The organism is Pseudoalteromonas sp. SCSIO 43210 (assembly GCF_054133285.1).
The window spans coordinates 3,807,815-3,830,736 of the sequence record NZ_CP087225.1 but is presented as its reverse complement, the minus strand read 5'-3'; the positions used below and the strand labels follow the sequence as shown (position 1 = coordinate 3,830,736).

At 38.4% G+C, this 22,922-nt stretch carries 23 protein-coding genes and 1 pseudogene; 14 read left to right on the top strand and 10 right to left on the bottom strand.

Annotation, left to right across the window (positions count from 1 at the left end; all coding sequences use genetic code 11):
• The first annotated feature begins 2 nt into the window (after positions 1–2).
• From ccmD to LOS73_RS16635, 7 genes are read left to right on the top strand one after another with little or no spacing between them, the layout of a single operon-like run.
• Positions 3–206 (top strand): heme exporter protein CcmD, encoded by a 204-nt coding sequence (gene ccmD, locus LOS73_RS16665; protein WP_007377927.1) that lies wholly within the window; start codon positions 3–5, stop codon positions 204–206.
• Entirely contained in the window at positions 203–682 is a 480-nt protein-coding gene (ccmE, locus tag LOS73_RS16660; protein ID WP_007585848.1) for a cytochrome c maturation protein CcmE, read from the top strand. The genes ccmD and ccmE overlap by 4 nt, the downstream gene beginning before the upstream one ends.
• 2 nt (positions 683–684) lie before the next feature.
• A complete protein-coding gene (locus LOS73_RS16655; protein ID WP_008136761.1) occupies positions 685–2,655 on the top strand; it encodes a heme lyase CcmF/NrfE family subunit in 1,971 nt (656 codons plus the stop codon).
• Entirely contained in the window at positions 2,652–3,221 is a 570-nt protein-coding gene (locus LOS73_RS16650) for a redoxin family protein (protein ID WP_007377924.1), read from the top strand. Before LOS73_RS16655 ends, LOS73_RS16650 begins: the two co-directional genes overlap by 4 nt.
• Positions 3,221–3,682 carry a cytochrome c-type biogenesis protein gene (locus LOS73_RS16645; protein WP_007377923.1) on the top strand — a complete coding sequence of 154 codons (462 nt, stop codon included), beginning with the start codon at positions 3,221–3,223 and terminating at the stop codon, positions 3,680–3,682. Before LOS73_RS16650 ends, LOS73_RS16645 begins: the two co-directional genes overlap by 1 nt.
• A complete protein-coding gene (gene ccmI / locus LOS73_RS16640) occupies positions 3,683–4,936 on the top strand; it encodes a c-type cytochrome biogenesis protein CcmI (RefSeq protein ID WP_096792658.1) in 1,254 nt (417 codons plus the stop codon).
• A gap of 9 nt (positions 4,937–4,945) precedes the next feature.
• Positions 4,946–5,677 carry an MlaA family lipoprotein gene (locus LOS73_RS16635; protein WP_007377921.1) on the top strand — a complete coding sequence of 244 codons (732 nt, stop codon included), beginning with the start codon at positions 4,946–4,948 and terminating at the stop codon, positions 5,675–5,677.
• Positions 5,678–5,739: 62 nt separating this feature from the next.
• Here the strand turns inward: LOS73_RS16635 and LOS73_RS16630 are convergent, their stop codons facing one another.
• Positions 5,740–6,963 (bottom strand): EAL and HDOD domain-containing protein, encoded by a 1,224-nt coding sequence (locus LOS73_RS16630; RefSeq protein WP_033040147.1) that lies wholly within the window; start codon positions 6,961–6,963, stop codon positions 5,740–5,742.
• Between the two features lie 331 nt (positions 6,964–7,294).
• Here LOS73_RS16630 and putP point away from each other — a divergent pair, with 331 nt between their 5' ends.
• Positions 7,295–8,773: a sodium/proline symporter PutP gene (gene putP, locus LOS73_RS16625; protein WP_033031455.1), complete on the top strand. Its 1,479-nt coding sequence runs from the start codon at positions 7,295–7,297 to the stop codon at positions 8,771–8,773.
• Positions 8,774–8,884: 111 nt separating this feature from the next.
• Here putP and LOS73_RS16620 read toward each other — a convergent pair whose 3' ends face one another.
• Entirely contained in the window at positions 8,885–9,202 is a 318-nt protein-coding gene (locus LOS73_RS16620; protein ID WP_033031453.1) for a YebG family protein, read from the bottom strand.
• Positions 9,203–9,504: 302 nt separating this feature from the next.
• Here LOS73_RS16620 and LOS73_RS16615 point away from each other — a divergent pair, with 302 nt between their 5' ends.
• Positions 9,505–9,801 (top strand): ComEA family DNA-binding protein, encoded by a 297-nt coding sequence (locus LOS73_RS16615; RefSeq protein WP_007378631.1) that lies wholly within the window; start codon positions 9,505–9,507, stop codon positions 9,799–9,801.
• Positions 9,802–9,817: 16 nt separating this feature from the next.
• On the opposite strand, the gene LOS73_RS16610 is transcribed toward LOS73_RS16615, so the two are convergent.
• The 3 genes from LOS73_RS16610 to nhaB form a co-directional block, all read right to left on the bottom strand.
• On the bottom strand, positions 9,818–10,120 hold the full coding sequence (locus LOS73_RS16610) for a DUF6170 family protein (protein ID WP_008133810.1): 303 nt from the start codon (positions 10,118–10,120) through the stop codon (positions 9,818–9,820).
• A gap of 5 nt (positions 10,121–10,125) precedes the next feature.
• Positions 10,126–10,644 carry a disulfide bond formation protein DsbB gene (dsbB, locus tag LOS73_RS16605; RefSeq protein ID WP_033031451.1) on the bottom strand — a complete coding sequence of 173 codons (519 nt, stop codon included), beginning with the start codon at positions 10,642–10,644 and terminating at the stop codon, positions 10,126–10,128.
• A gap of 104 nt (positions 10,645–10,748) precedes the next feature.
• Positions 10,749–12,329 carry a sodium/proton antiporter NhaB gene (nhaB, locus tag LOS73_RS16600; protein WP_457934008.1) on the bottom strand — a complete coding sequence of 527 codons (1,581 nt, stop codon included), beginning with the start codon at positions 12,327–12,329 and terminating at the stop codon, positions 10,749–10,751.
• A gap of 304 nt (positions 12,330–12,633) precedes the next feature.
• On the opposite strand from nhaB, the gene fadR reads away from it, so the two are divergent.
• Together fadR and LOS73_RS16590 are read left to right on the top strand one after the other, a co-directional pair.
• Complete coding sequence (gene fadR, locus LOS73_RS16595; RefSeq protein ID WP_007378635.1) at positions 12,634–13,347, top strand: fatty acid metabolism transcriptional regulator FadR; 714 nt, start codon at positions 12,634–12,636, stop codon at positions 13,345–13,347.
• 362 nt (positions 13,348–13,709) lie between these two features.
• The gene (locus LOS73_RS16590; RefSeq protein WP_007378637.1) at positions 13,710–14,315 is read left to right on the top strand and encodes a peroxiredoxin; all 606 of its coding nucleotides are present in this window, start codon (positions 13,710–13,712) and stop codon (positions 14,313–14,315) included.
• Positions 14,316–14,374: 59 nt separating this feature from the next.
• Here the strand turns inward: LOS73_RS16590 and LOS73_RS16585 are convergent.
• A pseudogene (locus tag LOS73_RS16585) lies at positions 14,375–16,873 on the bottom strand (TonB-dependent receptor); the annotation flags it as partial.
• Positions 16,874–17,414: 541 nt separating this feature from the next.
• A complete protein-coding gene (smpB, locus tag LOS73_RS16580; protein ID WP_004335699.1) occupies positions 17,415–17,894 on the bottom strand; it encodes an SsrA-binding protein SmpB in 480 nt (159 codons plus the stop codon).
• Positions 17,895–18,040: 146 nt separating this feature from the next.
• On the opposite strand from smpB, the gene LOS73_RS16575 reads away from it, so the two are divergent.
• Together LOS73_RS16575 and LOS73_RS16570 are read left to right on the top strand one after the other, a co-directional pair.
• The gene (locus LOS73_RS16575; protein ID WP_007378640.1) at positions 18,041–18,481 is read left to right on the top strand and encodes a type II toxin-antitoxin system RatA family toxin; all 441 of its coding nucleotides are present in this window, start codon (positions 18,041–18,043) and stop codon (positions 18,479–18,481) included.
• Positions 18,478–18,801 (top strand): RnfH family protein, encoded by a 324-nt coding sequence (locus tag LOS73_RS16570; RefSeq protein ID WP_007378641.1) that lies wholly within the window; start codon positions 18,478–18,480, stop codon positions 18,799–18,801. Before LOS73_RS16575 ends, LOS73_RS16570 begins: the two co-directional genes overlap by 4 nt.
• Positions 18,802–18,860: 59 nt before the next feature.
• On the opposite strand, the gene LOS73_RS16565 is transcribed toward LOS73_RS16570, so the two are convergent.
• Positions 18,861–19,220: an outer membrane protein assembly factor BamE gene (locus LOS73_RS16565; RefSeq protein ID WP_008135869.1), complete on the bottom strand. Its 360-nt coding sequence runs from the start codon at positions 19,218–19,220 to the stop codon at positions 18,861–18,863.
• Positions 19,221–19,326: 106 nt separating this feature from the next.
• Here LOS73_RS16565 and LOS73_RS16560 point away from each other — a divergent pair, with 106 nt between their 5' ends.
• Complete coding sequence (locus LOS73_RS16560) at positions 19,327–19,665, top strand: GIY-YIG nuclease family protein (RefSeq protein WP_193371851.1); 339 nt, start codon at positions 19,327–19,329, stop codon at positions 19,663–19,665.
• Between the two features lie 81 nt (positions 19,666–19,746).
• Here the strand turns inward: LOS73_RS16560 and LOS73_RS16555 are convergent, their stop codons facing one another.
• Both LOS73_RS16555 and LOS73_RS16550 read right to left on the bottom strand, forming a co-directional pair.
• Positions 19,747–20,787, bottom strand: coding sequence for an IS481 family transposase (locus tag LOS73_RS16555; RefSeq protein ID WP_033032172.1), 1,041 nt, complete (start codon positions 20,785–20,787; stop codon positions 19,747–19,749).
• Positions 20,788–20,989: 202 nt separating this feature from the next.
• A complete protein-coding gene (locus LOS73_RS16550) occupies positions 20,990–22,909 on the bottom strand; it encodes a methyl-accepting chemotaxis protein (protein ID WP_033023841.1) in 1,920 nt (639 codons plus the stop codon).
• Positions 22,910–22,922: the final 13 nt, after the last annotated feature.

Genomic DNA, 22,922 nt, shown 5'->3' with positions numbered 1-22,922 from the left:
TTATGCAGTTTGACTCTTTTTCTGATTTTATTGCAATGGGGGGCTATGGGTTTTATATATGGCTTTCTTTTGGTACATGCGCACTTATTTTACTCGGTATTTTAGTGAGCTCTTTAAGAGATACCAAACGGATTATGGCTTCAGTAGAACAGCAAATAATACGCGAAGCGCGAATTAAAAAAGCTAAACAGGAACAAGTCTCATGAATCCAAGACGTAAAAAGCGCCTATTGGTAATTATTGCCGTGCTGTTTGGTATTGGTGGATCAATTGGTTTAGTGCTTTATGCACTTCAAGAAAACATTAATCTTTTTTATACGCCAAGCGAACTTATTGATGGCAAAGGGCCTAATAAAGAAAAGCCTTTCATTGGCCAAAAGTTACGTATTGGCGGCATGGTTGTACCAGGCACCGTTGAGCGTAATGAACAGAGCTTACAAGTAAGCTTTAAGCTAATAGATACAGGTCCATTAGTGACCGTGCGTTATCAAGGTATATTGCCAGACTTGTTTCGTGAAGGGCAAGGCATTGTAGCGCAGGGCGTATTAATCGAACCTAACGTTATTGAAGCATTTGAAGTGCTAGCAAAGCATGACGAAGAATATATGCCAGCAGAAGTTGCAGAGGCAGTTAAAGGTATTAAGCACGAAAAACCAAAATACAACTTAGATAGTGGTAATTAGCTATGATCCCAGAAATTGGTTATTTTTCTTTAACGCTTGCTATGGTATTAAGCGTTTTACTGTGTATTTTTCCTCTTTGGGGCGCGCATACCGGTAATCTTCGATTAATGCGTGCAGCTCCCTCTTTAGCAATTGGGCAATTCGCTTTTGTTTTAATCTCTTTTGCAGCACTTATTTACGCCAGTGTAACGGATGATTTTACCGTATCGTACGTAGCATATCATTCAAGTAGCACGCTGCCTTGGTATTACAAAATCACCTCTACATGGGGCGGCCATGAAGGCGCTATTTTACTGTGGCTTGTAATGCAAGCGGGTTGGACTGCAGTAGTTGCTGCACGCTCTAAATCACTCCCTTGGGTGTTACGTGCTCGCGTATTGGGTGTGCTTGGCTTTTTAGGTGTCGGTTTTATGATGTACACCTTGCTACTTTCAAGCCCGTTTGAGCGCCTACTTCCTTATTTTCCGGTAGAGGGGCGTGATTTAAATCCGTTACTTCAAGATCCGGGTATGATTATTCACCCGCCATTACTGTACATGGGTTATGTAGGGCTATCGGTTGCTTTTTCTTTTGCTATTGCTGCGTTATTAACCGGTAAGCTTGATAACACATGGGCTAAGTGGTCACGTCCATGGACAATGACTGCATGGGGCTTTTTAACTCTAGGAATCACAATTGGTAGCTGGTGGGCATATTCAGAGCTTGGCTGGGGCGGCTGGTGGTTTTGGGACCCAGTAGAAAACGCATCGTTAATGCCATGGCTTGTGGCAACCGCATTACTGCACTCATTAAGCGTAACTGAAAAACGCGGTGTATTTAAATCATGGACTGTTTTACTAGCTATCGCAGCGTTTTCATTAAGCCTTTTGGGAACCTTTATTGTACGCTCGGGTATTATTGTATCGGTACACGCTTTTGCAACAGACCCTGATCGTGGCTTATTTATACTTGCCTTCTTAGGCATCGTTGTAGGTGGTGGCTTGGCGCTATATGCACTGCGTGTGTCACAAGTTCACAGTGAAGGACGATACAAGCTGGTATCGCGCGAAGTGGCGTTATGGCTCAATAATATATTTTTAGTGGTTGCTACATTGATCGTATTGCTTGGTACGCTATTACCTATGGTACATAAAGAGATGGGCCTAGGCAGTATTTCTATTGGCGAACCGTTTTTTAATAAAATGTTTGCAATAATTTTAGTGCCGTTTGCTATTTTGATGGGTATAGGACCATTTTTACGCTGGAAGCAAAATAAATGGGCTTTCTTACAAAACAAAATATTAATGGGCGTATTAGCCAGTGTTGTAATTACCTGCGCTTGGTTGTTTTCAAGTTACGACTTAGTAAAACCACTTACGCTATTAGCTACTACGCTTGCGGTTTGGATTGCAATATCAACCGGGATCGATATTTACACTAAAGCCGCAGTGCATGGCACCTTAAAAGAAGGTTTAAAACGCTTAGGTGTAAGTTACTGGGCTATGGTGCTTGGGCATATTGGTATTGCATTTGTTATTGCGGGTGTAACGCTTACGTCGGCATATTCAGTTGAGCGTGATGTATCTATGAAACAAGGCGATACAGTCCAGCTTAATCAATATGAATACCGCTTTGATGGTGTTAAAGCTATTCGCGGACCAAACTACAGTGGTCATGCTGGTGTTGTATCTGTGCTTAAAAATAATGAACTAGTAACACGCTTACACGCCGAAAAACGTAAGTATGATATTGGTATGCAGTTTATGACCGAGGCGGCAATAGATGCAGGCTTTACACGTGATTTATACTTAGCGTTAGGTGAGCAGTTAAGCCAAGGCGCATGGTCACTTCGCATTTATCACAAACCGTTTGTTCGTTGGATGTGGATTGGTGGTGTGCTTATTTCCCTCGCTGGATTTATGATTTTATTTGATAAACGCTACCGCACATCAGCTAAAACAGCGCGTAGGGCTGCATCGGAGAGTGTTTTATGAACCGTAAAATTTTAGCTATTGCGCCGCTTTTAGTGTTTGTTTTTGTGTGTGTATTTTTATACCAAGGTCTTTTTGCTAACCCTCGTGAAATTCAAACGGGGCGATTAGGTCAAGAAATGCCAGCATTTAATCTACCTGATTTAATGCAAGACAATAAGCCATGGACTAACGAGTCTTTAAAAGGCGAGGTTTACTTACTAAATGTATGGGGCACTTGGTGTCCTACATGTTTAGTTGAGCTTGGCTATTTAACTAAGTTACGTGAGCAAGGTGTTAAAATTATTGGGCTTTATTACGTACAAGGTTACGATGCTGATTTTGATGGCCCTTTTGATATGCAATCACTTCGCACAGAAGTGAGCGATATGCTGCAACGTGCGGGTGACCCATATCAATTTAATATCTTGGATTTACATCGTACTTTGTCGTTGGATTTAGGCGTGTCGGGTGCGCCTGAAACATTTTTAGTCGATAAAAACGGCACTATTTTGTTGCATCACACGGGCGATATAAACCCGCGAGTATGGCGAGCTAAATTTGCGCCAATTATGCAGGAGCTTAAATAATGAAATGGTTACTACTTACGCTTAGCATTTTTGTAAGCATCAGTGCGTTTGCTGAGCAAGACCGCTATCAATTTGATAACAACAAACAAGCAATATTGTTTGAAGAGCTAACTAAAGAGCTGCGTTGTCCTAAGTGTCAAAATCAAAATATTGCGGACTCCGACGCCGTTGTTGCTAAAGACTTACGCGATAAAGTGCTCGTTTTGGTTAAAGAAGGTAAGAGCAAAGACGAAGTGATTGATTACATGATTGACCGCTTTGGCTATTTTGTTCATTACGACCCACCAGTTACACCCGCGACTTTAGTACTTTGGGTATTACCTGTATTAATTGTCATAGTCGGCTTTGGTTTTATTGTTATTCGCCAGCGAAAAGCATCAGTAAAACAAACCTGGAGCAGTGACGACGAAATGCTGCTAGCTAAGCTAATTGAACAAAATAAACGTCAGGAGCAAAGTTAAATGATTTTAATGTGGGCGTGTTTTGCTTTACTCACACTGGTTGCTCTTGCGTTTGTGATGTTGCCTTTTTTAAAAAAAGAGCACGTTAAAACAATTACTCATAATGCCAATGCGGAGCTAATTAGTATTTATGAGCAGCGTTTAGTTGATTTACAAACCGATTTAGATAATCAACGCATTGATAGCGTCAATCACGCAGAATCAATTGTTGAATTAAAACGCCGTTTATTGAACGAATTATCGCCAGAAAAGTCACTTAATAGCAAAGGTAATAATCGTATTTTTGCTTTAACAGGCGGTGCATTTGTTCTTGCGCTAACGGGGATTTTTTATAGCTTTACAGGTAGTCAGCAGCAAATTTCGGCTTGGCATGATGCAATGGATAATTTAGCGGATTACGGTGAGCGTGCTGTAATGCAAAAAGGTGAGCCGCTTAGTCAAAATGAGTTGCAGGCTTTTGCATTGGCGCTTCGTACTAAGCTTAGCCGTTCGGGCGATGATGAAGTCGCTTGGATGCTACTTGGACGAGTTGCTATGTCGCTTAATGAATTTGACATGGCGCAGCAGTCATTTGATAAAGCACTACGTATGAATCCTGATAATATGCAGGTACTTATTAGTTATAGCCAAGTTTTATTACTAGAAGGCAGCGAAGCTAATATGACCCGTGCGGCAGGTATGCTCTCAAAAGTACTAAAAGTTGAGCCTACCAATTTAGATGCTATTTCGTTACTCGCGCTTATAGCGTATGAGCGTAAAGATTGGCCGCAAGCTAAAACTGCATTTGAAGTTTTATTGGCAAGTATGGGAAAAAATGATTCTCGTTATAGCATGATCTCTGAGCGTATTGCTGATATTGAGCAGCAAATGCAAACGGAAGGCTCAGTTATGCCAGTTACTACTACAACGGGTGCTATTGCAGTTACTGTCGACATTGCAAAAGAGCTTATTGATAAACAACCAAAAAACGGTATTTTATTTATATTTGCAAAAGCTGCAACTGGCTCACCTATGCCATTAGCTGCTGTTAAACTCGCTAAATATTCATTTCCAATTACAGTCGAGTTGAGTGATAGTAGTGCAATGGTTGCAGGGCTTAACTTATCGAGTGCCGAAAATATTATTATTTCGGCGCGTATTTCTATAGATGACTCGGTTATGCCAAGTTCTGGTGAGCTAGAAGGTCATTCACAGTCGTTAAAGCGTGAAAGTGTAAGTGACTACCAACTTCAAATTGATACATTAATACCTTAAGGACGTTAGATGTTAAAGCATAGTTTTACTTTTTTATGTTTATTGGTACTGGCCGGTTGTGCTCAAGTACCACAAAGTAAAGTAGATGAGAGAGATCCTCTGCAAAGTATTAATCGTCCATTATATGACTTTAATATGGATGTACTCGATGCATACTTGTTGCGCCCCGCAGCAGTTGGTTACATGACAGTTACACCTGTACCTGTACGCCAGAGCGTTGTCCATTTTACCGACAATATAACGGCTCCTGTAGATATGATAAATGCCGGCCTGCAAGGTAAGCCGGGTAATGCAAGTGTTAGCCTTGCGCGTTTTTTAGTTAATTCTACTGTTGGCATATTTGGTTTGTTTGATGTTGCCAGCTCATTAGGCCTTGAAGTTGTAGATGAAGACTTTGGACAGACCTTGGGTGTGTGGGGGGTGGGCGATGGCGCTTATTTAATGCTGCCTGCTATGGGGCCAAAAACAGTGCGTAACTTAACGGGTGATGTCGTCGATAACTTTGTACTACCTGAGGTAGCATTAACGACTCCACAAACTATTCTAGTGTTTGTTTTAAAGGCAGTGGAAGCGCGCGCCTCATTAATCCCTCAAGAGGGGCTATTAAATGATTCACTTGATCCATACTTGTTTGTGAAAGATATTTATTTCCAGCGTCAAATTTATGAACTATACGATGGTAATCCGCCAATCAAAGAAGAGCCCGCTGATTTTGATGAAGACTTTTTAGAAAGCTTATAACCCAACACCAGCAAACAAAAACGCCAGCTAAATGCTGGCGTTTTTGTTTGCTGGTGTTGTTATTATTCGTGAATCATTAAATGCATTTGCTCATCGACCCAAGCTAGCGCTTCATGGTAGGCATCAGGTACTTTTTCACCAAGGTTTAGTTCTGTAGTTATGTCGTTGGCCGCTGACCAGTTTGCTTGCTCATAATACTTAACTAGGTTTAGGTATTGTGCCAATAAACCTTCGTTATCGAGTAATGCTGCTTTTATTTCGTTAGATAAAGGTAATTTCTGCATTACGCTTTCCATACTCTCATCTAAAATAGCATCCATTAGAGACATCATACCGGTTAAAAAAGCCATGCCAGTATCTTTAAATTGGCCATGAGAAATAGCGAGTAATTCACCAAAACGTGCTCGGGTTAAGGATAATTTGATTAATTCAACGGGCTTATCTGCAGATACTTGCGCAGCAAAAAGTAATGATAAGAGCTTTTTAATTTCGCTAGCGCCAAGCACAATAAGTGCCTGCTTAATTGTACTGATTTCAGCACGCCTTGCAAAGGCAGCAGAATTTGAATACCTAAGAAGCTTATAAGATAGATTTACATCACGCTCAAATACATTAGTGATTTTTTTAAGATCTATTTCAATACTTGAGGTTTCATACAGTAATTCAGCTAATGCCATCTCTGATGGTGGCAATGCTTTACTTTGCACCATCTCGGGTTTTGAAAAGAAGAATCCCTGAAAATAATCAAAACCGAGTTCTAATGCCAAGCTATACATTTCATACGTTTCAACTTTTTCGGCAAGTAATTTAATATGAGAATGTTGTTTTATATCGTCAATAACGTTGTTTATTGTACTTGTATCACATGTTAAGAAATCAATTTTAATGATGTCTATAAATGGATAAAAGTGACGCCACACAGGCTGATGAATGTAATCGTCAAGTGCAATAGTATACCCTTTATCTTTTAGGTCTTTAACAATTGCTAATAAGCGCTTCCCGGGTTGAACTGTTTCGAGTATTTCAACCACAATTGTATCTTTACCCAGTAGTGTTGGATAACCTTTTGATAACGTATCCAACGTAAAATTTATATAAGCGGGCTTATTATCAGTTAAATCTTCTAAACCAAAGTTGAATTGACTGCCTTCTATTAAACGTGTTGTCGCTTCGTCACCATCTATATCGGGAAACACATTATCGACGCCATCGCGAAATAAAAGCTCATAACCAATGAGTTCTTTTTCACGATTTAAAATCGGTTGGCGTGCGGCATAAAAGTACATAAACAATTCCGTATGAGTAAAGTCAGCAGGTATTGTAATAATATATTGGAAAACATTCAAAATAGCATTACGTATATTTGCATGATTAATAAATTATCATTAAAAATAAGAGGGTTTATCTGTTTTATTTTGTGAGTTTACATAGTGTTGTTCTAAAAGTGTGCAGCATGAATATTTTTAAACTAGGAAAAGGTAACAAGTTGGAGATTTCCATATTAGGCATGATATAGTCGGCTGGAATGCTTTTACCTCAATGCTGTCTTTATTATAAAATTTTAAGAGTCAATATTCGGATTAAAAGCTTGGTATTATTAAATGTGCGGAGGCTAATTTGGAAACAGGAATGATTATTTCACTGGCGTTATATTTTGTTGTAATGCTAGGTATCGGACTATATGCATATAAACAATCTACAAGCGATGTCTCTGGTTACATGTTAGGTGGGCGAAACCTTTCCCCCAGTGTCGCTGCATTATCTGCTGGCGCATCTGACATGAGTGGTTGGATTTTAATGGGCTTGCCCGGTGCAATGTTTGTAAGTGGATTTAGCAGTACATGGATAGCGATTGGTTTGATCGCAGGTGCTTGGTTAAACTATTTTTTAGTAGCTCCAAGACTCAGAGTTTATACAGAAAAAGCAAATGACTCGATTACTATTCCAGATTATTTTTCAAATCGTTTTAACGACAAATCTAACTTACTACGCGTTGTATCTGCAGTAGTTATTATTGTTTTCTTTACGCTTTATACCTCTTCTGGTGTTGTTGCCGGCGGTAAATTATTTGAAAGCTCATTTGGGCTAAGTTATGAGATGGGTTTGTATATCACTACAGGTGTTGTTGTTTTATATACTTTGTTTGGTGGTTTTTTAGCCGTCAGCTTAACTGACTTTGTTCAAGGTTGTATTATGTTCATCGCACTAATTTTAGTGCCTTGTGTAACCTACTCACTTTTAGAACAGCCTTTAGAGTCCACTTTACATAGTGTAAACCCCGAAATGCTTAATTGGATAGGTGCAGGGTCTACTTTAGGGATTATTTCAGCAATGGCTTGGGGGTTGGGATACTTTGGACAGCCTCATATTATTGTGCGCTTTATGTCTGTTCGTAGTGTGAAGGAGATGCCCACAGCGCGTCGTATAGGTATGACTTGGATGATTGTTGCTGCTGTTGGTGCAGTTGCTACTGGTATTTTTGGCGCCGCTTACACATACGAAAATAATATTACGGTCAAAGACCCAGAAACTATTTTCTTAGTGCTTTCAGAGCTTTTATTTCATCCACTAATAGCAGGCTTTTTACTTGCCGCTATATTAGCTGCAATTATGAGCACAATCTCATCTCAGTTATTAGTGAGTTCAAGTTCACTAACAGAAGATTTTTACAAAACATTTTTGCGTAAAGAGGCGAGTGATAAAGAGCTAGTGGCTGTTGGCCGTATCAGTGTTGCTATAGTTGCTATGTTTGCCATTTACTTAGCTTACGACAGAGATAGCTCTATTTTAGATTTAGTAAGTAATGCTTGGGCAGGCTTTGGCGCCGCGTTTGGACCATTGGTTTTATTTAGCCTTTATTGGAAACGCATGAACTTTGCCGGTGCATTATCGGGTATGTTAGTGGGTGCATTTACTGTGCTAATTTGGATTTATGGCCCATTTACTATTAATGGCGAAAGCTTAAGTAGCTTTATGTACGAAATTGTACCTGGCTTTATTTTATCTTGTATCGCAATTGTTGTTATCAGCTTAGTAACAAAAGAGCCAGAGCAAAACATCACTGCTTTATTTGATGAAGTAGAGAAAGAGCTTTAAATAGCAATTACCACCTATTTTAAAATAAGTGGTAAGCAATAAAAAAGGGAGCAACTTAGTTGCTCCCTTTTTTATTTAGCTTAACTCATCCAATAGGGAGCAAACGGCTAGTTAACTTGCTTTTTTATCGTTGTTGTCTTCAGTTGATGCAACGTTATCTGACTTTTTAGTTTTTGTTGGGGCTTTGGTGACAACTGGGTCTTTGCCACCTTTTAATATAGTCATAAAGTCTTCTTTACTCTTTGCTATTTCTAAAGCAAGTGACTCTATTTGTTGCTCGCTTAATGGCACATCTACCTTTTCTAACATTAGCTCAAGCGACTCAGCAATATCGAGCATTTTGTCATAAGCATCAGCTTCTTTTTTAGTAGTAAACGTCATGCGCTCGACTCCGTTTCGTTCTACAACATATTTAACAACAACAGCCATGATTTCTCCTGCAAGCTTGCGTGGCAATGTGGTTTATGAAAACCATTAGATTACTGTTTTTATGTACAGTAATGGTTTGTGGTGTAATTTGCAAGTATCTGATATTAATTTTTAGTTTATTTAAGATTTGACAAAAAACTGTAACTTTACTTTATTTAATAAATCACTTGTTGTACCAGCTGCATTTTAGGATTTCGGATAATAGTGATCATGTGTTTAGGTGATTTTATATAATGAGCTATTTTTATTTTACTATTTCCTGAGCAAAATTTAATAATTCGAAAGTACAATAAGGAAAATAAATGCGTCTTTTACAAAAACTCTTATTCATAAGTATATTATGTTTGCTCCCGACTACTGCAGCGTTTTCACAGGTAGTTGATGTGGTCAAAGAAATGCCTAAATATGATGTTGTAAGTATTAATGATGCTGATGCGAGTATGCTCGCTAAGCTACCAGGAATAGGGAAGAAAAAAGCACAAGCAATAGTTGATTATAGGGAAGCAAATGGAGAGTTTACTGAAGTAAACGATTTAGCGAAAGTGAAAGGTGTAGGAAAAAAGTTAATAACTAAGCTAAAAGATAAAATAACATTATAAGTGGGTTAGGGCGCTTCTAAGCGCCCTGATCATATTCTTTTAATGCTTTACTAAGATTTTTTTTGGCAAAATTAATTTCGATAGGCGTAGTTAATAATGGATAACAAAGTACACCAAGCATTAAAAATGGAATAACTACCCAGCCTTCAAATAGGGTAAATATTAAAAACAGTGGGCTTAATAATATAAGCTTTATTATACGTAATAACACGCGTTCAGTAGGTGAAATCAGACCTAGCGATAGGGCTATAACGGCTTGCCTTTCGCGTACTTTTAAATGTTTTAATTCTATAATTTGACTCGAAAAAAAAGTAAACATACTAATTAAACCGATCTTTTAAAAAGTAAACGACTACTAATCACTATAAAAAATACACTAGCAAATAGTCCAAATATGATTTCCATCCAAGCGGGCATACTCAAACCCAAAAATTGCCAGTCTATATTTCCACAATCACCAGTTGCCTGAAAAAAGCTAGGGATCCACTCATGCAATGGTAAAAATGATGGGAAATTAGGTTCAAATTCACAGCTAAAAGCAAAAGGGTCTGTGGTGGTTTGCATATCTATATGTTCTTGAGCAATCAGGTATCCCCAAACACTTGATACGCCCCAAGTTAAGTAAGCCGCTATTCTGACTACTTTGTTTTGCGGTTTAATTGAGCCAATAATACCAGCGCTAAGTAACCCTAGTACTGCGGTACGTTGATAAATACACATTATGCAAGGTGCTAACCCCATTTTGTATTGAAAGAAAAGGGCGGTTACTTCAAGTAAAAAAACAATAACGGTGAATAAAATCCACGGGGTACGTTGAGTCGGTAATTGTGCAAGCCAGTTCATAAAAATTCCACGCTTAAATAAGACGATATATTATGGCGTAGGATAAAGTACGCAGCAACAAAAAGGAAAGAAAAGCTACTGAAGTAGCTTTTTTTAAGATGAGATTAGTGACTACTTGATGCAGCCCCTATGGTCGCTACATGATGATCTATCCAGCCCCATTGATACATTAGTTCGGTCATATCGCTTAAACCTATGTAAGTAAAGGTAAGCCCTATAGTAGTTAACACGATTGTATATGGTAATGCCATGTAAACCATTCTCCCATAGGACAAACGCAGTACTGGGGCAAGTGTTGATGTAAGCAAAAATAAAAATGCAGCTTGACCATTTGGAGTCGCAACACTTGGTAAATTGGTACCTGTATTAATAGCAACAGCTAAAAGGTCGAATTGATCACGGGTAATTTCCCCAGATTTCAGTGCCGCTGCAACTTCGTTTATATACACAGTACCAACAAATACATTATCGCTTACCATGGAGAGTAACCCATTGGCAATAAAGAACATGACTAATTGTAATTGCCCTTCAAATGTAAGTACCCAAGCAATAACAGGTGTGAATAGGTGTTGGTTTATAATAACGGCAACAACGGCAAAAAACACACATAAAAGCGCTGTAAATGGCAGAGCTTCCTCAAATGCTTTTCCTAGTTGATGTTCTTCAATAATACCGGCAGAGGCAGTTGCCAATATAATCACTGATAAACCTATTAACCCAACAGCGGCTAAATGCATTGCTAAACCGACAATAAGCCATACCGCAATGAACGCTTGGATAGTTAAGTTAACTTTATCGCGTTTAGTTCGTTTACTATCAAGCCCTTCAGCGTGATTTTTTAAGATAGTGTGAATTTTTTTAGGTAATTTAGCGCCATACCCAAAGGCTTTTGTTTTTTCCAGAACAAAAGTAGTTAATAAACCAGCAAAAAATACAGGCAAGGTGATAGGCAGCATTCTTAAGAAAAACTCACCAAACTGCCAACTCGCTCGCTCAGCAATAATTAAATTTTGAGGCTCACCAACCATAGTACAAACACCACCGAGTGCAGTGCCAATAGATGCATGCATTAATAGGTTACGTAAAAAAGCACGAAACTCTTCGAGTTCTTGGCGATTAACTTCTTTTACTTGATTATCATCATTTATATCATGTTCGCTGTTGGAGTCTTTTCCTGACGCGACTTTGTGATAAATACTGTAAAATCCCATTGCAACGGCAATGACTACTGCCATAACTGTTAATGCATCTAAAAATGCAGATAAAAAAGCAGCTGCAAGAGTAAACGCTAAAGATAAAATAGATTTACTTCTGACTGACACGACTAGTTTCGTGAAAATGTAGAGTAATAAATCTTTCATGAAGTAAATGCCGGCGACCATAAAAATCAACAGCAAAATTACATCTAAGTTTTGTGCTATTTCATGTTCAACTTGTCCTGCAGTCGTCATTCCTATAAATAAGGCTTCAATGACAAGTAAGCCACCAGGCTGCAGTGGATAGCATTTAAGTGCCATTGCCAAGGTGAATATAAATTCTAATACTAACGCCCAGCCTGCCACGTATTGATTTAGTTGAAAAAGGATAGGGTTAATAATTAGAAACGTAATGATCGTATATTTATACCATTGTGGCGCATTACCTAAAAAATTCTTAAATGTTGCAGTTAAAACACTCTGCTGCATAGGTGTTCCTTTTTATTGTACTTATATGTATAGCTAGTGCCCGTTAAGTTAATTCAGCTAAAGCTTTGTGTAAACAAAAATATGCGAGTGATAACAATGTACCTAATGTGAATGTGGCCTATATTTATATACACTGTAGCTAAAATAGAAAAATCAAAATTTAATTATTTATAAATATTAAATTTCTACTCATTTGGTTGAACTAATATGCCTTACTTTACTTGTTAGTTGTGCTTCCTCTGGTACAATCAGTCAGTTATTCGTGTAAGACGATAAGTTGTAGATTACTTCGAGTGGGAATTGAATGAGAATTTTTAAAGCGAAAAGCCCAGCAGGATTTGCTGAAGAATATATAGTTGAGTCTATTTGGAATGGCGATTTCCCTCCAGGTTCAATTCTACCTGCCGAGCGAGAGCTCTCAGAGTTAATTGGTGTCACAAGAACAACTTTACGAGAAGTACTACAGCGTTTAGCTCGCGATGGTTGGTTGACTATCCAGCACGGTAAACCGACACGAGTTAATAATTTTTGGGAAACGTCTGGTTTAAATATTCTTGAAACGTTAGCACGCCTTGATGAAGATAAAATGCCTGAGCTGACAGATCAGCTTTTATCGGCAAGAACGAATATTAGTGCTATTTATACGCGTGCCGCTATTAAGTTGAATCCAGAGCGCGTTATTGAAATTTTATCACAAAGCCATGAATTAGAAGATACTGCACAGGCATTTGCTGATTACGATTATAAAGTTCATCACGAATTAGCAGTTGCTGGTAATAACCGTATTTATGTATTAATTCTTAACGGTTTTAGAGGGTTTTATTCAAAGATTGGTTGTCATTACTTTTCAGATGCAGGAACACGAGAGCTTGCTCGTCAGTTTTATAAAGATTTAACTATACTGGCTGAAAATAAAGAGCATGATGGCGCTATTTCTATGATGCGTAAGTATGGTCATCAAACGGGTGAAATTTGGCAGAATATTCGAGGTGATATGCCTTCGGATATAATGGATTAAATCTAAACGAAAAACCTGCATTTGCAGGTTTTTTTATCTGTAAAAATTCATACCACATTATATGTTTTTTTAAACAATTTAATGTATTAACCCTTCTTCAGTAACGCTAAAAATACTATCTAATTACAACGCAATTTACACCTCAAAATAGATCTATTATTCAAGCAGATTAGTGCAAGTTGTAAGTGTTCGTTATTTTCGATTGCTCACATCGCTAAATACGATTGTTCTTTTTAAACTAAAAAATTTAGAATGCCAATTAATTATATGTATGCGCTATTGGTTTTTAATTTTTAGCGCCCATATAAGTACCAGCATTGCGAAAGCAATTGAAAACAAACTCAAAATATTTGGAGAATAAAATGGGTGTATTAGTAGGCCGCCAGGCACCAGACTTTACCGCTGCAGCTGTTCTTGGTAACGGTGAAATTGTAGATAGCTATAACCTTCATGAAACAATCAAAGGTAAAAAAGCAGTTATCTTCTTTTACCCACTAGATTTCACGTTTGTGTGTCCTTCAGAACTTATTGCATTTGATAAGCGTTTTGAAGAGTTCCAAAAGCGTGGCGTAGAAGTTATTGGTGTTTCTATCGATTCACAATTCTCACATAACGCATGGCGTAACACTGCTGTAGCAGATGGCGGTATTGGTAAAGTTCAATACGCACTAGTTGCAGATGTTAAACACGAAATTTGTAAAGCATATGACGTTGAGCATCCTGAAGCGGGTGTTGCGTTTCGTGGGTCATTCTTAATCGACGAAGAAGGCAATGTACGTCACCAAGTAGTGAACGATTTACCACTAGGTCGTAATATCGATGAAATGCTTCGTATGGTTGACGCACTAGCGTTCCATACTGAACACGGTGAAGTATGTCCTGCTGGTTGGACTGAAGGTAAAAAAGGTATGGACGCAAGCCCTGAAGGCGTTGCAAAGTTCTTATCTGAAAACGAAGGCGAGCTATAATTTAGCCCTTAGTTTTAAATAAAAAACCGCCAATTGGCGGTTTTTTTTGTGTCTTTTACTTAGAAGGAGAAGCTTACTTTAGTATACAGGTAACGGCCACGAGGGTTGTGCACACCTGACGCATAACCATATAAATCGCCATCGCCATCACCAATAGCAAATGGTGGCTCTTCATCAAATAAGTTATTAACACCTAAAGATATTTTAGCTGATTCAGTAATACGGTACGATGTTTGTAAATCCACAAGCGTTTGTGAATCTATCATACGCGATGTATTACTATCAAAATCTAAATTACCATCAAAGTCGATATCAGGTGTATCTTCAAATTCACCCACATAACTGATATTTACGTTAGTGTTAAAGTCGCCAATTTCCCAGTTAGTTGAGAAAATAAAGCGGTGCTCTGGGTAACCATATTCACCCGTGTAATCACGGCCATCTTTTTCAAATTTATCTTGATATGCCCACTCTAGATTAAATTTAAGTAAACCTAAGTCATCAAGAGAGTGATTATAGTTTGCTGAAACATCAACACCAGACACTTCCTGCGATGATAAGTTTTTGAAGGTGCTGTGTATTTTTTGTATTGTGCCCAAGCTTGCACCACCCGTTGGGGCCAAACGAACACACACGGTACTACTTTGACTGCCACATTCTGCAGCGTAAATAGGGCCAAACTCTTCTTCATCTATTTTGTTATCTTGGGTAATACTCCATACATCAACACTTAAGCCAAACTCGGCTGTTGGTGCCCATATAACGCCCACGTTCCATGATTCTGACTCTTCTGCTTGTAAATCAGGGTTACCAGAGAACTCAATATTGTAATCCAGCGCTTGGCAATCTAACCCAGTTTGTTCACAGCGCTGCGTATCAACAAAAAATTGGCTCTTTTGTGACGGACCTAAGCCTATTTGCGCTAATGAAGGCGCTCTAAAGCCTTGCGCCCATGAACCTCGAACGGTTACTTCATCAGTCGGTGCCCAGCGCAGAGCTACTTTTGGATTCGTTGTAGTACCAAAGTCGCTGTAATCGTCGTAACGACCAGCTAATTGCAACTCAAGGTTTTCAGCAAGCGGGATTGAGAATTCAACGTATGCAGCGTATTGATCACGATCTGCTGAAGCGGATACTGATTCAGTACCAAATATCAAACCGCGTTGAAATTGATCATCAGGAATATCATTTACATCTTCTTCACGGTATTCAATACCCGCGGCCATCATTACTGCTTCGCCACCAAAACTAAATGCTTCACCAGTTATATTGGCATCAAAAGACGTCATATGAGATTCACCGCGACGTACTAAGCTGGTTGTTATTCTGTCAACTACAGCAGGATCGTTATATGTGCCACCAAATGGATTATAGTTACCGGCATCAATTTCTTGCTGTAAAAAATCGGTGCGTACCCAGCCTTGTGTGCGATCGCCAGTTTGCAGTGATTTACTGCGACCTTTTTGTACTGCTGTTTCCCAGCTCCAATCGTTTATTTCGCCTTTTAACCCAGCAACAAAGCGTAAGGTATCTGACTCAATATCCCATTGGCGAGCACCCGCATCAACTGTACGGTAACGACCAATTTGAATGTCTTCACCAAATGGATTGTTAGGGTGACTAGCAGGCACTGTCAGGCCAGCATCTTCATCAAGTGGTGTTGGTGCTCCTGCAGCGACAGAACTATTATGCTGAACAGCCATTTCTAAAAAGGCTGTAATACCGTTATCAAAGCGGTATTCAAATTGTGAAATAGCGCCTATACGTTCAGAGGCTGGAGAAATATAGCCATATGGGCCGTAATCAAATAAACAGCTACCACTTGAAGTTGCATTTTCAGCAGGACAATCAGGATCGATAGTTTTAACACCATCTACATAAAAGTAGCCAGGAAAACCACGAGATGAACGGAAATCCTCACCACCATAAGGCGATTGGTTTGCAGTGCCTAAGCGGCCCATTTCATCAGAAGAAAGGGATGTATTTTTAAAGTAATCGATAATAACGGATGCACTACTTTTTTCGCTCGTAGTACCCCAAACAAGGCTGGCTGTTGTCTCTTCATAATTTGGACCATCTGTACCGCCATAGCCTAAATTAATCTCAACGCCGTCAATATCTTTCTTTAAAATAACGTTAACTACACCGGCTACTGCATCTGAACCATAAATAGCTGAAGCGCCATCTTTTAGTATATCGATGCGCTCAATAGCAGAAACGGGAATACTGTTAATATCTACAAATGAGTTGGTGATACCTTCAGCAAAAGCACTAATTGATACACGACGACCATTGATTAGTACCAGTGTTGCATCAGCACCTAAGCCTCGTAAGCTTACTGCAGCTGAGCCGTTAGCGGTTGAATCTTGATTATTTCCGCGGGTTGAAAAAGTACCGCTACCTGCCACAGGCATTCTTTCTAGAAGCTGTTGTAAGTTATCGTAACCCATGTTTTCGATTTCAGCTCTACCGATTGATTGCACCGGAGAAGGCCCTTCAATATCAGTTCGCTTAATACGAGAACCAGTAACTTGAATTCGCTCTACTTTTTTAGCTTTTGATTATGAATTTTAAAGAGTTTTTGTATATTAATTTTTATATATTTTTGCTTGAGGCCAAACTGGGCGTAAATAGGAGCTGTATTTGATATTTCTTGTCTTGTTAAATTAGGCTGAAAAAGTAAGTAATGAAGATAAAACTAATTTGTAATAATTTATTTCTTGGGAAATTAGGGCTTGCTTATCTTTTTAGGTTGAATTTTCATCAAGCGTTTGGTTTTTAGCTAAGGTAGAGCTTATGCTGCTCGGCTTTTTGAGTCTACGAGGTTATAAACTTTGCGCCGTGACAATACTAACCGGCATAAATATTTGAACAATTTAGCGAATTAAATAACTCTATGACGTTGTTAAAATTTTTTATTTAGAACAACTAAATATAAAATTTTTGCCTAGATTTATCAAAGCGAATTTACGTGACGCTCGCAACTTTATTGCTATTAAGCTCAACAGAGTTAACATTTTAAATAGCTGCTTGAGATCTGTTTACTACGGGGAGGTTATCCATATCAAATAAAATGCCTAACAAGGTTAGGCATTTTTATTATACTTTGTGCTTCATTAAGCGTTCTTTTTCGCGAGACCAATCTTTGTTTTTCCCGTCGTCTCGTTTGTCATGTAGCTTTTTACCTTTTGCTAGATGAAATTCAAGTTTTACCCAACATTTCTTCCAGTACATAGCAGTAGCAATTAATGAATAACCATCTCTCTCTGTTGCTCCGAGTAGACGGTCAAGTTCGCGTCTGCTTAATAGTAATTTACGATAACGTAACGGATCGCAAATTACGTGGGTTGATGCACTATTAAGTGGCTGGATTTGCGCGCCAAGTAAAAATGCTTCGCCATTTTTAAGGTGAATATAAGTTTCGGTGATGTTTACTTTTCCAGCTCGGATACTTTTAACTTCCCAGCCTTGGAGTTCGACACCCGCTTCAAACTTATCGTGTAAAAAATACTCATGTCGCGCTTTTTTGTTTAGCGCGATGGTATTACTTGTCGATTTTGATGAATTTTTCTTAGCCATAGTGCCCTATAATATACGTAATGTGAGATGTTTTACATCGATTTTTTAATAATGCTTTTAAAAATTAAGCTTTTATTTAAGCTGTATGAAAATTTGGGGAAACGCACAAAGCTTGCTAAAATTCGCCCACACAGTTGGGAGTGAGTATGCCACAAATAGAAAAAAGTGCGCTTGTTATGTACAGCACTAAAGAGATGTTTGATCTAGTTAATGATGTAGAAGCTTATTCACAGTTTTTACCAAATTGCTCAGACTCAAAAATTGTTTCACAGCATGATAATAACATGACCGCGAGTTTAGAAATATCTAAGGCGGGTATAAAAAAGTGGTTTACCACCGAAAACACCTTTGTTGATGAACAAACCGTGTTACTGCGCCTAGTGGATGGGCCATTTAAAATGCTGCAGGGTCGTTGGCACTTTCAAGCACTTGATGCTAAAGCATGTAAAGTTTATTTAGAGCTAGAGTTTGAGTTTTCAAGCAAATTAATCGAACTTGCTTTTGGTAAAATATTTAACGATGTTGCCAAAAACATGGTGAGTGCATTTACTCAACGTGCTAAGCAGGTTTATGGAGCGCGAGTATGATTAATGTTGAGGTGGTATTTGCATTACCAACCATGGCGACGTGTTTATCACTTGAAGTACCAGAGGGGACGACAGCAGAGCAAGCTGTTATCCAATCTGGCATTATAGAAAAATGTCCAGAAATAGAGGCTACTTCATTAACTCTAGGCGTTTGGAATCGAACGGTAAAATTAAATCAAGAACTTAAAAATGGTGATAGAGTTGAAATTTATCGCCCATTAATTGCAGATCCTAAAGATGCCCGTAGAAAACGCGCTGAAAAAGCAAAGGAAGAAGGGCGAGCAAACAAAGTAACGGGTGGGCGTCCATTAGAACGTTAACGTAGAAATAAAAAAGGTGAGCACGGCTCACCTTTTTTATTAACGCACAACTCGCTTTTTTATTGCTCTAGCGGTGTGTTAAAATTTTCTGGCTGATCATAATCGCCCGAAATAGAGACTAGTTTTTCGTTTTCAAATTTAATAACTAAAGATTTGTGTTGCTCGTTTTTACGGCCTTTATTGAAGCTATAAACGTAACGCCATGTATTGTTATCAAAAGCATCCTCGGCAATTGGACGGCCTAAAACGTAAATAACTTGCTCTCGAGTCATACTAACACGAAGCTTTTCAACATCAGATTGCTCTAAAAAATTACCTTGAGGGATGTTGATTCTGTATACCCAGCTAGAACAACCCGCTGTTGTACTGAGTGTTAGTGCAACGATAAGCCAAAGGGAAAAAGTTTTTAACGACTGCATTGTTAGTTGTGATCCTTATTTTTTATAATCTGCATGATACCGATTAGTCACTGAAGGTAAAACCCTTTTAGCAATTGTTTTTTGTTAAGGGCGTTAAGGTAATATTTTGACCATTAATAATGAAAAAAGTTTACATCATATTGAATCTTGTAATGTAAAAAGGGATTCTATTTGGTATTTGTACATCGTGCAGACTCGCTTTGGGCATTGGTACACGGGTATTACAACAAATGTAGAAAAACGCTTTGCTACACATCAAGTGGGTAAAGGGGCCAAAAACCTCAGAGGGAAAGGCCCTTTACTGCTTATCCACCAACAAAAAGTGGGCAGTAAAAGTGATGCGAGTAAGTTGGAGCATCAGATTAAAAAACTGACAAAAGTTAGAAAAGAGGCATATGTTCTCAATTTTAAAAAAGTGGATATTAATAAGACTAAATCGCTGTAAATATAAACTTTAATTAATTTTATTTGTACTAGCTCAGACTTGATCTGACAGTTACCCATTTTTCTAATGGTGACTGTTAGTTTAGATTTGAGCTAAATTCTTTTCTGCCCAAACCGTTTTTCCATCCAGTAATGTTTCAAGTGGTGTTCGACCGCAACATACTTTTCCTTGATGAGTCCGATCATTGTTGTAGTAATCCATCCATTCGTCCAGATCTTTTTGTAGTTCTTCCATTGAATCGTACAACTTTTTGCGGAATGTGATTTGATAGAACTCGTTTAAAATCGTCTTATGGAAACGCTCACAGATACCATTTGTTTGCGGGGACATTGCTTTCGTTTTTGTATGGTCGATGTCGTTAATTGCCAAATATAGCTGATAATCATGATGCTCAACTCGCCCACAATACTCAGTTCCTCGGTCAGTTAATATTCGAAGCATAGGCAATTTGTGACCTTCGAAATAAGGCAATACTTTATCATTGAGCATGTCAGCCGCTGTAATTGGCGTTTTCGTTGTGTAGAGCTTCGCAAAGGCGACTTTACTGTAGGTATCCACAAAGGTTTGTTGATAGATACGACCAACACCTTTAAGGTTACCAACATAAAATGTGTCTTGTGAGCCAAGATAACCGGGATGCGCTGTTTCAATTTCACCACAGGCTTCATCGTCATGTTTTTTCTTTTCTAGCGCAGCAACTTGGGCGTCAGATAAAATAATGCCTTCATTAGCGACTTTGTTTTCCAATGCTTTCAATCGTTTTTTGAAGTTTTCTAAATCGTGACGCAACCAGATTGAACGAACACCACTACCTGAGACAAACACGCCTAACTTACGAAGCTCATTGCTGGTTCTATGTTGACCGTGAGCAGGATATTCAACTGCATAGTTAATGACGGCTTGCTCTGTTTCTTCGTCAACGCGATTCTTTATATTTGGTGTACGGCGGTTCTTTTCGATTAATGCATCGATACCACCTTCATTAACGAGTTCTTGATAACGATAAAATGTATCTCGTGATACGCCCATGACTTTACAGGCTCTTGATACATTGCCTAGTTCTTCGGCAAGGTTAAGTAAACCAGCTTTGTGTTTTATGATTGGATTGTTAGTATGCAACATGAGAGTTACCTTTTTGTTTGTTTTGATTTAAAGATTCGACACCTTTATCAAAACGGGTAACTCTCACTTTTTCAAGTTGAATTGTCAGATCTTGTCTGAACTAATACATTTTATTCATCGTAATTAAAACTTCACCTCTACGAACAAGCTAGCATTAACTGCAGTTAATACTAGCTTGTTCGTAATCGCAGTGCCAAACCACTTAACGATGCTTTTCAAATGTATCGACAAGCTCATCAAGAGTTTGAGCGCTATTTGCTAAATCACGAATGGCTTGCTCTGTATTAATTTGCTCGCTCATTGCTTTATCACTAATTTCACTTATTTGCTCAATGTTACGTCCTACATCGGCAACTACATTGCTTTGCTGCTCTGTCGCTGTGGCTATAAGTGTGGCCATATCGTTTATTTGGTTTGCAGTTTCGGTTATCGTATTGAGTAACTCTACTGAGTTTTGCATTGCCCCTACGCTTTGCTGCGCTTTATCTTTTGATTGGCTAATATCGTTAACTACATCATCAGAAATCTGTGTTAGCTCTTCTATCATTGACTGAATTTCATTTGTTGACTGAGAAGTACGGTTTGCTAGTGCGCGCACTTCGTCGGCAACAACAGCAAACCCGCGACCATGCTCTCCAGCACGAGCCGATTCAATAGCTGCGTTCAATGCCAATAAATTAGTTTGTTCAGAAATGCTTCTGATTGCATCAATAATGTTAGCAATATCAATTGTTTTTTTAGACAACAGGGTAACTTGCTCTGTAATGCCATCTATATCACTCGCAAGAGCAGAAATAGTTGTCTGACTTTGAACAACTTGCTGATGGCTTTGTATAGTTTTTTCACGGCTGCTATCAGTGAGTTTTGCTGTGTTTGCCGCACTTTGTGCTATTTCCTGTACCGTTGCACCCATTTGGTTTATCGCAGCAGCAACCGAGATCGTTTGTTCTTTTTGACTATCGATTGCGAGTGAATTGCGTTTAGCTTGTTCAAAAACATGATCTGAACTTTTTCTTATGTCATGGCTTTCATTCGCGACTTGCTGAATAGCAATTTCTATTTTTTCGATAAACTGATTAAAACCAGCACTTAAGTTATTAAGCTCTGGTTGGCTTGATTCAGGTAATCTATAAGCAAGATTAGCATCACCAGAACCCAAGCGTGAAAATAGTTCTGCCATTTTAGATAAAGGTGATGAGAGCGATCGAGCAAGTAAGTAACTAATTAGGCTAGCAACTAATGCAATGATTAATGTAAAAGTAAAAATTTGCCATTGCAGGGTATTTACGCTTGCGAATACTTCGCTTTTTGGCACTTGGGCTACAACATATAAATCGGTGTTTTTGATTGGTGTTGCCGCCACGAGGGTCGGTTCACCATTTAAGTTTATTTCTTTTAATACAAAGCCATAACTGCTTAATAGCTGGTTGTGTATGTCAGCTGTAAATAATTCATCAATATTAACTTTTGCTACTTTACTTGAATCTTTATGCAGCTGAATTAAACCACTTTTATCTGCAATAAATACAAAACCAGTTTGTTCAATTTTAAATTGCTGCAATAGCTTTTGCATCTCAGTAATACTTTTAGCAAGGCCAGCTAAGCCTGTTCCATTAGGCTGTTGATGATTTATAAACATTTTTACATCATTTGCAGACTCTTGGTAAATACTTATTGAGTATGGTTTTTTCGATTGTTTAAATGCAAAAAACCAGCCATCAGCAGTATCATTTTTTAATACGCGCAAAAAGCCATTTTGGTTCCAATATTGAGCTGTGTCTCTATTTGCCCAAGACGCGGTTGCTAAATTGTACTGCGTAACTAAACGGTTTAATTCTTTAAGTAAGACAGCATCATTTTTAGTATTAGTTTGCGACCATTGTAAAATGAATTCATTTGACGATAATTGTTCAGCAGCACCAATGAGTGCGTTTATTTCACCACCAATATGGTTACTGATAGTTTGCAACTTACTTGGTAGTTCAGACTCAATCATACGTTGTTCAATAATATCTTCTGAACTGTACAACGAGGTTAGGCCTATTAGTGCGGCAACAAAGATAGCAATACTACTGCCAAGGGCTGTTATTTTTTGAGTAATAGAAAGGTTTTGTAACATCATAATAATTTATTTT